We start from the raw sequence: 13,416 nt of genomic DNA, 5'->3' as shown, positions 1-13,416 counted from the left end.
CGATGGTGTCGGCGCTCGCGTTTTTCTTCGTGTTGACCGCCTATTACATCGTGCGACCGGTGCGCGATCAGCTTGGCGGTGCAGTGGGCTCGGCTCAATTGCCGTTGTTTTATGCCGCCACCTTTCTGGCCATGCTGCTGTTGACGCCGGTGTTCGGTGTGCTGGTGGCCCGCTTTCCGCGGCGACGTCTGCTCGGCTGGAGTTACAGCTTCTTCATCGTGTGTCTGTTGGCTTTCATTCCGGCATTCCTGGCACAGGACCGTCTCGGTGCACGCGCGCTAGGTGTGGTGTTCTTCATCTGGGTCAGTGTGTTCAATTTGTTCGTCGTGTCGCTGTTCTGGAGCTTCATGGCGGATGTGTTCGACAGTCGGCGCGCACGTGATGTGTTTCCGTTGATCGCACTCGGCGGCATGGCGGGGGCGATATTTGGGCCGATCTTGACCGGTTTGTTGGTCGGCTTGATCGGGGTGGCGCCACTACTGCTTGTATCGGCAGCCATGCTGAGCATTTCGTTGCTGCTGCTTTTGCGGATCTCTGCGCAGCGGGCAAACGGTGGGCTCGGCGAACAGCCCGTAGGTGGTTCGCTTTGGGCTGGCGTGCGGGAGCTGTGGTCGCAGCCGTTCTTGCGTTACATGGCGATCCTGATGTTGCTGGGTGACGGCGTCGGCACGCTGGCTTACGCGTTGGTGGCCGACTATGCCAAAGCGCATCTTGTTTCGGCGGCGGCGCGCACGGCTTTTTACACGCACATCGATCTGGCGGTGAACTTGCTCGGTGCGTTTCTCCAACTGACGCTATCGCGCTGGCTGCTTGTGCACCGCGGGGCGGTATGGGCGCTGGTTCTACCGCAGCTGGTGAACCTCGGCTTGTTGTTGATGGTGATGATAGGCGGCCATGGGCAGCTGAATCTGTGGGGCTATGGCGTTCCCTTGCTGGCCCTGATGATGGTGGGCACGCGCGGCTTCATGTATGGCATGACCAAGCCGGCGAGCGATGCGCTTTACACGCGCATGCCGCGCGAAACGCGCTACAAGGGCAAGAATTTCATAGAGACCGCGGTGTGGCGATTCGGCGATGTGGTAATCACCAGCGGTATCAGCGGATTGGGCAAGCTCGGCGTTGGCCTCGGCAGCATTGCGCTGATCGGTGCCGGCATCGCGACCGTGGCGACCTGGGTGGCGCGCAAAACCGCCACGTCACCCGACCTGGCGCCGGAAAATGATGCCAGATCATCGCAAGGCGCCGGCGTGCCGGCGCCGCATTGATCAGCTGGTGATGTAACGCTGCAACTGGTCGATCTGCTCGGCCTGCGCGCTGATCACTTCCTTGACCAGATCGCCGATCGAGATCACACCCAGTACGCGATTTCCATGCACCACCGGCAGATGGCGGATGCGGCTGTCGGTACACAGGCGCATGCAGTCGAAAACATCCGTCTCGGGCGTGACGGTGAGCGCGGGGCTGCTCATGATCTCGGAGACCGCCGTTTGGGCGGAAGAACGTCCCTGCAGGATCACCTTGCGGGCGTAGTCGCGTTCGGAAACGATGCCGACCAGTTGTTCGCCGCGCATCACCAGCAAAGCGCCGACGCATCGCTCGGCCATGTGTTTGATCGCTTCCAGTACCGGCGCCTCGGGCGCAATGGCGAAGATGTCGTTGCCTTTCGTGGCAAGCAAATGCTTGACTTGACGCATGCCAAACCTCCCCGACGGCCGCAGCATGGCCGCGTCGGGACAGTTTAGCGCTGCTGTGTGGCTTCAGTGTGAAGCGTGCCCTGGGACGCCGGAAGACGTTCCTCTTCGATGAAGTACAGCGGCCGCTGCTTGCTCTCGGCATAGCTGCGGCCGAGGTATTCGCCGATCACACCCAGCGCAAGCAGCTGAACGCCGCCGAGGAACAGGATCACCACCATCAGGCTGGGATAACCAGGCACAGGATCCCGATGCATCAGCGCCTTGATCAGTACCTTGAGCCCGAGAAGGAAAGCGACCAGAGAGGCCGTCACGCCGGTCCAGGTCGCCAGCCGCAGCGGTGCGCTAGAGAACGAAGTAATGCCTTCGATGGCGAACTGGCCCAGCCGCCAGTAGTTCCATTTGGTCTTGCCGGCCTTGCGGGGATCGCGCATGTACTGGACAGAGGTTTGTCGATAGCCGATCCACGCGAACAGCCCTTTCATGAAACGCTGCCGTTCGCGCAACTGCGACAGCGCTTTGAGCGCGCGGCGCGAGAGTAGCCGGAAGTCGCCGGTATCGCGCGGCACCGGCACATCCGAGAGTATCTCCATGGTGCGATAAAACGCCGCCGCCGTGAAACGCTTGAAGCCGCTCTCGCCGGCGCGCGCGCTACGTGTGGCATAAACCACGTCGTAGCCGGCCTGCCATTGCGCCACCAGTTCGGGGATCAGCTCCGGCGGGTCTTGCAGGTCCGCATCAATCACCACGGCAGCATCGGCATCGACATGATCGAGGCCGGCGGTGAGGGCGATCTCCTTGCCGAAATTGCGCGACAGCTTGAGTGCACCGACGCGCGCATCGGCCGCAGCAAGCGATTGCATGATCGTCCAGGTGTCATCCCGGCTGCCGTCGTCGATGTACAGCACGTTGCATTGCAGCGAAAGCGTGTCCAACACGCCGCGCAAGCGTTCGTGGAAGATCGCCAGTACGGCCGATTCGTTGTAGGCGGGAACGACGACAGTGAGTTTCGGCATGCTTCGGACCTGTTGTAGTGGCAATGATGCTAACGGATCAGCGCCGTCGTGGAATGCGGGTATTACGTGGCGGCTGCTGGCTTTCCAGATAGCCCGGTCCGCCGAGTTGATCCATTTGCTCTTCGATCCACCGGCTGCGTTCCATCACATAGACGCTCGGTCGATCGACGCGAAAGCGATCCGGATTGGGCAGCACCGCGGCCAGCCTGGCGGCCTGCGCGGGGCCAAGCTGGGCTGGCGACTTGCCAAAGAAGGTGTCGCTGGCCGCGCCCACGCCGTAGATGCCGTCGCCGAGCTGCGCGATATTCATATAGACCTCCAGGATGCGGCGCTTGGGCCAGGTCACTTCCAGCAACACCGTGAAATACGCCTCCAATCCCTTGCGGATGAAGCTGCGGCCATTCCACAGGAACAAATTCTTGGCGGTCTGCTGGCTGATCGTGCTGGCGCCGCGCAATCGCTTGCCGTCATCGGCCGCATCGATCGCGTTCTGGATGGAATCGAAGTCAAAACCGTGGTGAAACGGGAATTTCTGGTCTTCGCCGGCCACCATCGCCAAGGGTACCCAGGGCGAAACACGCGGCCAGGGAACCCAGTGATGCTGCAGATGAAAGGCTTTTTCGCCGTGGATCACCGCAGCGAACTGGCGTTCCATCATCACCGCCGAGGTCCAGGGTGGCACGAAGCGCAGCACGAACACGACCAGCCAGCTCAGCGCCACCCATGACAGAACGACGATGCCGGCATAACGCAACAGACGACGAAAAGAGGGAAGATGAGACATGGCCGACCAGACAGAAAAACCCGGCGCAGTATAAGCGGCCACCCGTGCCGACTATTGTCAGTCCCCAGGCGAGCCCCCATCTCTCGCCTCTTGGCTTTTAGAGGTAATCGAAGTGGAAACCGTGCTCGTCGAAGATGTGCTGCATCGTTTTTTGCTTGAACGCGCAGGGGTTAGAGGTGTCATCGTGCGGCTGGGCCCAGCCTGGCGCGAGGTTGCGGGGCGTGCCGACTATCCCGCCCCCCTGCGAGACTTGCTGGGCCAATCCCTGGCGGCGAGCGCGCTGCTGACCGGTAACATCAAGCTCGATGGCGCGTTGTCGATCGAATTGAAGAGCGCCGGAGCCCTGCGGCTATTGTTCGCCGAATGCTCCGACACCGGGCGCCTGCGCGGACTGGCGCGCTGGAATGACTCCTTGCCAGACGCCCTGACCTTGAGCGACCTGCCCGACGCCATCATGGCAATCACCATCGGCCATGCCGAGCGTGGTCAACGTTATCAGGGCCTGGTCGATCTGCGGCACCCGGAGCTGGCTGGCGCGCTGGAAAACTATTTCCAGCAGTCCGAGCAGCTGCCGGCACGCATCGTGCTGGCGGCCAACGATCAGCATGCCGTCGGCCTGATGTTGCAGAAGCTGCCGGGTGAGGGCGGTCGCGATGCGGTCCAGGATGAGGACGCCTGGCCGCGCATCGAGCACCTAACCGCCACCCTCGGTAGCGACGAATTGCTCACTACGCCACCGGAGCAGCTGCTCTATCGCCTCTATCATGAAGAAACGGTGCGCTTGTTCAAACCACGGCCGCTGGCGTTCGGTTGCAGCTGCTCGCGCGAACGAGTGGAAGCGATGTTGCGCTCGCTGGGGCGTGACGAGATCGAGGCCACGCTGGAGGCGCATCACGGCACCATCGAGGTCACTTGCGAATTTTGCGCGCGTGCATACACGTTCGATCGCGTCGATGCGGCGCATCTGTTGAGCGGCGGCACGGCGACCACCTCAACGGTGCAGTGACATAAGTTGCGCGATCAGCCCACGGTGCTGATCGTGCCCAGCCACACCTCGGCGGCTTGCGGCCGGGCGAACAGAAAACCTTGGCCGTAGCGACAGCCGATGCTCCGCAGCGCCTGTCGCTGCTCTTCCTCTTCGATGCCTTCGGCAATCACCTGCATTTGCAGCGAATCGGCCAGCACCTGGATGGCGCGTACCACCGGCACGCTATGGCTGCCGGGGTTGGCCAGTTCGGTAATGAAGCTGCGATCGATTTTCAGTGTTTCGATTGGATATTGATGCAGATAGCTGAGTGACGAATAGCCGGTGCCGAAATCGTCGAGCGCAATGCCTACGCCGTGCTGGCGCAAGTTGTCGAGTATGCGTTTCACTTGCGAAGGATTTTCCAGCAGGGTGCGTTCGGTTACTTCGATACGCAACGACCGCGGATTGACGCGATGGGCACGCAACAGGTTAAGCAGGCGCTCGTCGAGATCGGGCATACGGAAGTGTCGGCCCGATACGTTCAAGCTGACGAAGCCATCGGTCCCGGCCAACATGCTTGCCTGCGAGGCGACTTGTTCGAAGATCTGCCAGTCGATGGTTTCCGCGCTGCCGTTTTCTTCGGCGACGGCGAGAAAATCCCCGGGGCATAGCAGACCGCGGTCGGGATGGCGCCAACGCAGCAGGGCTTCGTAACCGACGGTGTGTCCGTCGTCGAGAGCGACGATCGGCTGGTAGAACGGTACGAATTCATTGCGACTCAGCGCGCGACGCAGATCGCCTTCCATTTCCAGCAGCGAAAGCACTTCGCGGCGCAGGCGATCGTCGAACATAGCGGCGCGGTGACGACCCTCGTCCTTGGCGCGATACATCGCGGCGTCCGCGTCGCGCAGCAACTCTTCCGGTTGCTGGTAGTGCTGGGCGGGCAGGGCGATGCCGATCGACGCCGAGGTAAAAATTTCCTTCACGCCGAGACGGAACGGCACGTGCAGTTCCGCGATGATACGTTCGGCGATGGTGCGGGCCTTGCTGGCGTCGTTAATGCCTTCCAGCAGCACTGCGAATTCGTCGCCGCCCAATCGCGCCACCAGATCGCGGGTTTTCAGGCACGCGCGAATCCGGCTGCCTGCCTGAAACAGCAAGTCGTCGCCAATCAAGTGACCCACCGAGTCGTTGATGACCTTGAAGCGGTCCAGGTCGATGAAGAGCACCGCGAACAGCTTGCTGGGATCGTTGTGATAAGCCTGCAGCGCCTGACCAAGACGCTGCAGCAATAGCGTGCGGTTGGGCAAGCCGGTCAGTGAATCGTGCAAGGTCTCGTACATCAGTCGGCGCTCGACGCGTTCGCGCTCGGCGATCTGCTCGCGCAAGTCGCGATTGGCCAACGCCAGTGCGCGCGTGCGTTCGGTGACGCGGCGCTCCAGATTCACGTACGCCTGCTTCAGCGTTTCACTGGTCTGTTTGCGTTGCAGGGCATTGGCGATGTGATAGCTCACGAAGGTGAGCAGTTCCTGGTCGCGCGTGTCGTAGATGTGCTTGGGCGAATAGCTTTGCACGGCGAGGACACCCATCACGCGGTCGTCCCATACCAGGGGAACGCCGAGCCAGCAGACCGAGGGTGCCCCGGCTTCCACGCATTCACCGGCTGCAGCGAGCCGGTCGAAACTTTGCCGATCGGCCAGCAGGGGTTTGCCGTGTTTTAGTACGTACTCGGTGGCACCGTTGCCGAGCGGGCGCGGATTGCGCACGGTCTCGATCTCGTCCACCGAATAGGGGAAGCTGATGTTCTGGCCGCTTTCGTCGAGTAGCGCGATGTAGAAATTGCGCGCATAGAGCAAACCGCTCACGACACGGTGTGCGGCGGCGTAAAAGTTCTGCTGACTTTCCGGTGCGCTGGCCAGTTCCGCGATGCGAAACAAGGCCGATTGCAGGCGTTCGCCACGCTGGCGTTGTAGCACTTGCTGGCGCAGCACGCGATTGGTAGCACGCAGCGCTGCCGTACGATCGGCGACCCTTCGTTCCAGTTCGGCATGCGCTTCGCGGCGTTCTAGCGCCGTCTGCACATGTTGCGCGACGTAATTGAGCAAGTCGCGGTCATGTCGGGTGTAGTGCGTATCGGCCCGATAACTTTGCACGGCGATGCCGCCGGCCACTTGGCTGCCGCGTAGCAGTGGCACGCCCAGCCAGTGTTCGCAGGCGGGCCCGACCAGGGTGAAGCGGCCTTCCAGCTGTCGCGACAACTCCTCGACCGAACCCATGATTGGCTGCCCGCCTTGCAGCAGGTTCCATGACAGGCTGTGCCGCATGTCTTGCAGCGGATAGCTCTCGTCCGGCGGGGGCGGCTTCTGGTCCATCGTGTCTACGTAATACGGAAAGCGCACGCTGTCGGTCGCGGGGTCGTAGAGGAAGATGTAGAAGTTCTCTGCGTACATCAGCATGCCGACGATGGTGTGCAGCGACTGCATCATCTCGGTCATGTTGTGCGCTGTGCCGGCCAGGTCGGCGATGGCATACAGGGCGCGTTGCAGGCGCTCGGCCATGGCGAGGCGCGAAATGGCCTCGTAGAGACGACCGGTTTCGCTCAATTGGCGTAGGCGGGTCCCGGCGAGTCGCCCCAGCCAGACCATTTCAGCGCTCACCTTGCCGTTTAGCTCGGCGGGGTCGCCCTCAAGCACCAGGGTCTGCAGGCTCTGCGGATCCTTGGCCAGACTTAGCCGGCCCGGTCCCGGCAGCTGGTCGTCCGCTTCCGGCGGCAGCCAAAGCAGCCGGCCCTTGATGCCCAGGTGCCCCAGGGCTGCCTCGCAGGTTTCCAGCACGCTGCCCGCGTCCACGGCACGAAACAGCCGTTCCATGGTCTCACGTAGCTCCGCCGGGATAGCCCCGGTGGATTCCGACATGAAATTGCGGCTGTCAGGCACTGAACTCATGGCTGTTTGCGGGTCCATGCGCGCTATCTCGGATGACTATATATCGTGACGATACCGTCATGTCGCCAGCGTGGATGGTTATTGGTAGCCGGGTCGGAAAGGTTTCCCGATCATGCATCCAGCGTGCCAGCAAGTCCTTGTTCGGGAGGCTGTTTTGGCGCATTGCGACACAGAAAGTGTGGCCTATCCAGGGTGTTAGTAAAAAGTAAAACGGGGTATACTGGCACCCGGGAGTCCGCCCCTCTCTGAGGGCCGGACGCGGTCTGCTACGCCAATTCGAACTTTCATGCGCCGACTGTTGCTGACATTGCCGTTATTGTTCGTGCCGTTCGTTGCGGCAGGGCAGACGGTGGGCGGCGATCAGGTCAGCGACATGGCGTGGCTGCAACAGCAGAGCTCATTGAAGTCCGGTCAGCCCACGCAAGGTTCGTTGCTGCTGCAATCGCAGAGTTCTACGACGGCGGCGGCGAATAACGCGTTGCTTTCGCTCAATCCGCTCTCGGGCGGCACGGTAAGTTCGAGCACCTTGCTGTACGGCGTGACACCCAATGTCACGGCGCAAGTCGGTGTCAATCAGCGTTCCTGGGTCACTCAGCCGCGCATTGTCGGCAGCGAAGTGGGCGCTATCTACAACGCCGGTCGCTATAGCCTCGGCGTGAGCGTTGCGCAGGATCAGGTTCCGAACACCACACCGCTGCCGCGCGTACTGCCTGGCGCGGTAACCGGTGTTAACGGCTTGCCGGATTTCGACAGCAGCACTCAAGTGAATGCGCGCGGTCGTGTTGCCCTGACGGGTAATAGCGGTCTGCTACTCGGCGCCAGCGTGGGACGCATCCGGCTGTTGCCGGGCAATCTGATGGGCCTCAGCACGTTGGATCAGAAAGCCTTGAGCTTCGGTATCGATCACGGTCCGATCAGCGGCAGCATCATCGGCCGTACGATGGCGCCGGAACCCGGGATGCCGAACAGCTTTACTACCGATCGTCGCTGGAACAGCATCGATCTTGGCGTGACGTGGCGTCTGCCTTGGCAGGGTTCGTTGAGTTTCGGTGCGCAGAATCTCTGGTCTTCCGGTAACGCGACAAACACGCCGGCAGGGCCGCCCGAACCGGATCAATCGCGTACGCCTTACGTGCAGTATCACCAGGATCTTTGATCTGATTCCTCGACGCACAAAAAAGCCCCCGCATTGCGAGGGCTTTTTTTATGTCCGGTCATGCTCAGTCCTGCTTGCGGATGCGCAGGTCGCCGCTGAATGTTTCGATGCTGATCTTGCCGTCGCCGCCGCCAGCCACGGTATCGAGCGTGCTCCCTGGGCCGTGTTCGGGTTGCTTGGGCGTGCCGAAATCGCTGCGCAGATCACCGCTGAACGTGGCGGCGTGCACGCTGCTGGACAGGGAAGCGGGGAACTGCAGCTGCAGATCGCCGCTCATGCTGTCGAGGCTCATCGTGCCGCCGGCCGCGAGTCCGCCACTGAGTTGCACGTCACCCGAAACGGTACTCAGGCTGAGCTGCTGCCAGGGGCCGCCGCCGGCCTGGATGTGGCCGGAAACCGTCTGCAGATCGACCGTATGGCCGAGTGAAGGCGCGAGAATGTCGCCGCTCACCGTTTGCAGTTTTGCTTGCTTGGCTTGACCGGAGAAAGCGACGTTGCCGCTCACGGTGACGACGTGGAGCATGGGCGTCCGCGCATCGATGCGCACCCGGCCGCTCACCGAATTCACTTCGATGTCGCCGCCGTCGATGCCGTCCACACTCAGCGGTGCGCTTACAACGCTGACTTTTAGCGATGCGCCGCGCGGCACGCTGACATCCAGCTTGGTCGACGACATCGCCTTGTCGCTGCCCCAGTTGAACCAGCCGTTTTGTCCTTGCGCCTGCACCTTGATGGACAGGTTGTTGTCGCTGCCTTCGATGGTAAGCGGCACGGCACCGTTACCGAGTTCGCCACCGACGTGTACTTCGTTGCGATCCCATGCAGTGATGGTGACGTCGCCTTTGATGTTGCTGATGTCGATATGTGCCGTTGGCGCAGCAGGGTGGCTGAGGTCAATCGGAGTTTCGGCAACAGCCTGCCCTCCCCAAGACAGGCAGAGCAACAGCGGCAGATAGCGGGCGTTTTTCATAGTTATGGTGTCCAGGTAGCTTTAGCCAGCTTGTTTCTCTAGCTCGCGCAAGCGAGCTTGTTGCGCGTCGGTCCGCTGCAGCAGGCGCTGCAGGGCCGGTGAGTCGGGAGCTTGCTGCATCGCCTGTTGCAGTTCCATGCGTGCGGCACCCAGTTCGAGCGCGGCGCCGGCCAGGCGCGGGTCGTTGGGTTTCCATGGTGTCTTGTCACTGGGGATGTTCGTCGCCACGGATTCGGTGGTTTGCGGAACCGAATGCATGCGCCATACGACACCGCCGGCTATCACAACGACGGCTGCGATACTCGCCGCTAGCGCCCATACGCGGTGAGGGCGCGCGCGCTTGATAGGTGCCGGTGCCGTGACATCGGCTGGCGCAGCATTTTCGTCTAGAGCAGCATCGATGCGCGCCCATACGTCGTTCTGCGGAGCGACGGGCTGATTCAGTTCGCGCATCTGGCGCAGCCATTCGAATTCGTTCATCGCATTTCTCCAAGAGCCTTGCGCAACAAGCCGCGTGCACGGTGCAGTTGCGCCTTGGATGACCCTACTGCCATGTCCAGCTCGTTGGCGATTTCTTCGTGGCGCCAACCTTCCACGTCATGCAGTACCAGTACAGCGCGAGCCCGCGGCGGCAACCGGCCGATCGCGCGTTCCAGCTCCTCGCGTTCGGCGGCGCAGAACGGTGTCTCGCCATGCTCGGGAACGTTGTCCTCGTCGACATAGCCGACGGGATCGGCGCCCCGCGCCCGTATGTCCATCAGTGCCACATTCACCGCCAATCGGTAAAGCCATGTACCGAAGGCACTCTGCTCACGGAAGCTGTCCAGCTTCTGCCAGGCGCGTACGAAGGCATCCTGCGTAAGATCTTCGGCGCGCGCATGATCGTAGCCGGACAGTCGCAGCATCGCGCCATGGATGCGGCCCACATGCAGGCGATACAGGCGCTGGAAAGCCTGACGGTCGCCTGCTGCGGCCGCGCGCACGTCATCCGTATCGTTGTTTCCCGCAGCGAGTGCAGGTGACATGGCGCTCCCATTGACAGCAAAAGCAGCAATCATCTTGCCAGCTTGGATGCGGCTGCGCGCCTATAGGTTTACACCTTTGAAATGCGGCTCTTTGCGATTGCCCCTTCTCCCTTTGGGGAGAAGGTTGGGATGAGGGGTCAACCTCGCGTAATGGGTGATTTGGAGCGTGCTCTGATCAAGATCGGAGCAAGCCCCAACCCCTCACCTCAATCCTCTCCCCAGAGGGGAGAGGAGGCGAAGGCAAAAAGCCATGTCTTAAGCGTTGGCCGCTTTGCGCGGAGTATCCAGGGCCTGGGCGACGCGTTGCTGTTCCTGCCGCAGGCGTGCGGGCAGGCGCGGGCGGAAGCTGTCGAGATACTCGCCGATGGCGTGCAACTCGGTCTGCCAGCCCTGGGTATCGACCTCGAGCAGCTCGGCGAGCGTCTCACGCGGCATGTCCACGCCGTCCATCTTGAGCTCACCGTTGGCGGGCAGGATGCCGATGGGTGTTTCCATGCCGCGCGCCTTGCCTTCGACGCGGGCGATCATCCATTCCAGCACCCGCAGGTTTTCGCCGAAGCCCGGCCACAGGAACTTGCCGTCTTTGCCCTTGCGGAACCAATTCACGTGGAAGACTTTCGGTAGCCTGGAGCCGGCTTTGTCGAACGACAGCCAGTGCGCGAAGTAATCGCCGTAGTGATAGCCGCAGAACGGCTTCATCGCCATCGAATCGCGGCGCAATACACCGACAGCGCCGGTGGCGGCGGCGGTGGTCTCCGAACCCATCGCAGCGCCCATCAGCACGCCGTGTGTCCAATCCCGCGCTTCCATCACCAGTGGTAGCAGCGAGGGGCGACGGCCGCCGAATACGATGGCGCTGATCGGTACGCCTCGGGCATCTTCGGCCTTTGGCGACCAGGTCGGGCATTGTTTGGCACTGACGGTGAAGCGTGAATTCGGATGCGCGGCGGGGCCGTTGGCCGGATCATACGGACGGCCTTGCCAGTCGGTGACCGGCGTGCCGGGCAGCCCTTCCCACCAGGGCTGGTTGTCCGCGGTAACGGCGACATTGGTGAAGATGGTGTCGCGCGCGATCGAGGCCAGAGCATTCGGGTTGCTGTTGCGACTGGTGCCAGGCGCCACGCCGAAGAAACCGGCTTCCGGATTGATGGCGTATAGACGTCCATCTTCGCCCGGGCGCATCCAGCAAATGTCGTCGCCGATGGTCCACACGCGCCAACCGTCCTTGCGATAGCCCTCCGGCGGAATCAGCATCGCCAGGTTGGTTTTTCCGCAAGCAGATGGGAATGCGGCGGCGATGTAGTGAGTCTGGCCCTGCGGATTTTCGATGCCCACGATCAGCATGTGCTCGGCCAACCAGCCTTCGCTGCGCGCCTGATAGCTGGCGATACGCAAGGCATGGCATTTCTTGCCCAGCAAGGCGTTGCCGCCGTAGCCGGAGCCGTACGATTTGATCGTCAGCTCTTCGGGGAAGTGCATGATGAAACGGCGTTCCGGATCGAGTTCGCCGGTCGAGTGCAGCCCCTTGACGAAGCTTCCTTCGCGCTCGATGCGCGCCAGCGCCGCGGCGCCCATACGGGTCATCGTGCGCATGTTGGCGACCACGTAGGGACTATCGGTGATTTCCACGCCACAACGCGAGAGCGGCGAGTCGATCGGTCCCATGCAATACGGAATCACGTACATGGTGCGGCCTTCCATGCAGCCGTCGAACAGCGCGTCGATCTTGGTGTGTGCCTCGGCGGGTGCCATCCAGTGATTGTTGGGGCCGGCGTCGGCCTGATCCCCCGTGCAAACGAACGTCAGATGCTCCACGCGCGCCACGTCGGACGGGCTGGAGCGGTGTAGATAGCAGCCCGGATGAGTCTGCTGGTTCAGTTCGATCAGATCTCCGTTCTGCAGCATCAGCTGCACCAACGCCCGATATTCGGTATCGGAACCGTCGCACCAATGGATCGTCGCGGGGCGGGTCATAGCCGCCACGTCATTGACCCAATGCTCGAGCGTGTCCAGCTTGCTCGCCATATCTTTCCTCGCCTTGGTCTACCCACAAAAAGGATATGCGACGGTATGTTACGAGTAGTGGCATTGCAAGGTTGCATGCAGCAAACAGGCATGCGGCCAGGTGCCGCACGACCCTGTCGGCGGCATAAGATCGGCGTGTACCGGGGGCTTAGGCGGGGATCAGGGTCGCAATCATGTGCTCGACGTAGGCGTCGAACTCTTCATGATTCAACCTTGGCAGACCGAGCGTGAAATTCAGCTGCAGGAAGCCGACATAGGCGGCGTAGGTGAGGCGCGCACGGTTCAGTGCTTCGTTGGCCTCCATACCGGCCTCGCTGTAGGCCGTATGCAGAAATTCCGTACGCCGTTTCGAGACGCGTGCCATCACGGGCACCACCAGCGGGTGGTCCAATGCCTTTAGCAAGGCGGCATAGACGCGATGCGGTTGCAGCTCATGGGCAACGCGGCGGAACAGTTCGGGCAGGCGTTCGCGCGGATCGGGAATCGCCTCGATCTGGCTGATGATTTCGCGCTCGCCGTACTGCTCCCAGCGCTCCAGGGCGGCCTGAAGCAGGGCTTCACGGGTGCGAAAATGCCAGTAAAAGCTGCCCTTGGTGACGCCAAGTTGGCGGGCAAGCGCCTCGACGGCCAGGGCCCCGACGCCTTGTTCGGCGATCAGGCTGAGGGCGGCGTCTTCCCAATCTTCGGCGGAAAGACGTGTACGTTCGGGTTTTTGACGGACATTCATTTCCGTATGGTAGCCCAGACAGGGGTGAAACTGTGGCGGAGCTGTCGCCGACAGGCTGCCGGAAAACTCAGATTCCGATGCCGGTTGACGACAGCTAGGCGAGCATTCCA

12 protein-coding genes are annotated in these 13,416 nt (G+C 61.9%); 3 read left to right on the top strand and 9 right to left on the bottom strand.

Annotation, left to right across the window (positions count from 1 at the left end; all coding sequences use genetic code 11):
• Nucleotides 1-2: 2 nt before the first annotated feature.
• On the top strand, nucleotides 3-1,265 hold the full coding sequence (locus QQL64_RS15435; RefSeq protein WP_284402218.1) for an NTP/NDP exchange transporter: 1,263 nt from the start codon (nucleotides 3-5) through the stop codon (nucleotides 1,263-1,265).
• Here QQL64_RS15435 and QQL64_RS15430 read toward each other — a convergent pair whose 3' ends face one another.
• The 3 genes from QQL64_RS15430 to mtgA are packed head-to-tail and all read right to left on the bottom strand — an operon-like array spanning nucleotide 1,266 to nucleotide 3,491.
• On the bottom strand, nucleotides 1,266-1,694 hold the full coding sequence (locus QQL64_RS15430) for a CBS domain-containing protein (protein WP_284401260.1): 429 nt from the start codon (nucleotides 1,692-1,694) through the stop codon (nucleotides 1,266-1,268).
• 44 nt (nucleotides 1,695-1,738) lie between these two features.
• Nucleotides 1,739-2,707 carry a glycosyltransferase family 2 protein gene (locus tag QQL64_RS15425; RefSeq protein WP_284401259.1) on the bottom strand — a complete coding sequence of 323 codons (969 nt, stop codon included), beginning with the start codon at nucleotides 2,705-2,707 and terminating at the stop codon, nucleotides 1,739-1,741.
• A gap of 37 nt (nucleotides 2,708-2,744) precedes the next feature.
• On the bottom strand, nucleotides 2,745-3,491 hold the full coding sequence (gene mtgA / locus QQL64_RS15420; protein ID WP_284401258.1) for a monofunctional biosynthetic peptidoglycan transglycosylase: 747 nt from the start codon (nucleotides 3,489-3,491) through the stop codon (nucleotides 2,745-2,747).
• Nucleotides 3,492-3,603: 112 nt separating this feature from the next.
• Here mtgA and hslO point away from each other — a divergent pair, with 112 nt between their 5' ends.
• On the top strand, nucleotides 3,604-4,497 hold the full coding sequence (hslO, locus tag QQL64_RS15415) for an Hsp33 family molecular chaperone HslO (protein WP_284401257.1): 894 nt from the start codon (nucleotides 3,604-3,606) through the stop codon (nucleotides 4,495-4,497).
• Between the two features lie 14 nt (nucleotides 4,498-4,511).
• Here the strand turns inward: hslO and QQL64_RS15410 are convergent, their stop codons facing one another.
• Nucleotides 4,512-7,403, bottom strand: a complete 2,892-nt coding sequence (locus QQL64_RS15410; protein ID WP_404601046.1) for a bifunctional diguanylate cyclase/phosphodiesterase — start codon at nucleotides 7,401-7,403, stop codon at nucleotides 4,512-4,514.
• Nucleotides 7,404-7,689: 286 nt separating this feature from the next.
• Between QQL64_RS15410 and QQL64_RS15405 the strand changes: the two genes are divergently transcribed.
• On the top strand, nucleotides 7,690-8,559 hold the full coding sequence (locus QQL64_RS15405; protein ID WP_284401256.1) for a hypothetical protein: 870 nt from the start codon (nucleotides 7,690-7,692) through the stop codon (nucleotides 8,557-8,559).
• Between the two features lie 64 nt (nucleotides 8,560-8,623).
• Here QQL64_RS15405 and QQL64_RS15400 read toward each other — a convergent pair whose 3' ends face one another.
• The 5 genes from QQL64_RS15400 to QQL64_RS15380 all read right to left on the bottom strand — a co-directional run bounded on the left by QQL64_RS15400 (nucleotide 8,624) and on the right by QQL64_RS15380 (nucleotide 13,306).
• Nucleotides 8,624-9,529: a DUF4097 family beta strand repeat-containing protein gene (locus QQL64_RS15400; RefSeq protein ID WP_284401255.1), complete on the bottom strand. Its 906-nt coding sequence runs from the start codon at nucleotides 9,527-9,529 to the stop codon at nucleotides 8,624-8,626.
• 21 nt (nucleotides 9,530-9,550) lie between these two features.
• The gene (locus tag QQL64_RS15395) at nucleotides 9,551-10,009 is read right to left on the bottom strand and encodes a hypothetical protein (RefSeq protein ID WP_284401254.1); all 459 of its coding nucleotides are present in this window, start codon (nucleotides 10,007-10,009) and stop codon (nucleotides 9,551-9,553) included.
• On the bottom strand, nucleotides 10,006-10,554 hold the full coding sequence (locus QQL64_RS15390; RefSeq protein ID WP_284401253.1) for an RNA polymerase sigma factor: 549 nt from the start codon (nucleotides 10,552-10,554) through the stop codon (nucleotides 10,006-10,008). Before QQL64_RS15390 ends, QQL64_RS15395 begins: the two co-directional genes overlap by 4 nt.
• A gap of 255 nt (nucleotides 10,555-10,809) precedes the next feature.
• Entirely contained in the window at nucleotides 10,810-12,579 is a 1,770-nt protein-coding gene (locus QQL64_RS15385; RefSeq protein WP_284401252.1) for a phosphoenolpyruvate carboxykinase (GTP), read from the bottom strand.
• 148 nt (nucleotides 12,580-12,727) lie between these two features.
• Nucleotides 12,728-13,306, bottom strand: coding sequence for a TetR/AcrR family transcriptional regulator (locus QQL64_RS15380; RefSeq protein ID WP_284402215.1), 579 nt, complete (start codon nucleotides 13,304-13,306; stop codon nucleotides 12,728-12,730).
• Nucleotides 13,307-13,416 lie beyond the last annotated feature (110 nt).

The sequence above is a fragment of the Dyella lipolytica genome (assembly GCF_030160075.1).
GTDB classification, from domain to species: Bacteria; Pseudomonadota; Gammaproteobacteria; order Xanthomonadales; family Rhodanobacteraceae; genus Dyella_B; species Dyella_B lipolytica.
This window is presented reverse-complemented; position numbering and strand designations above follow the sequence as displayed.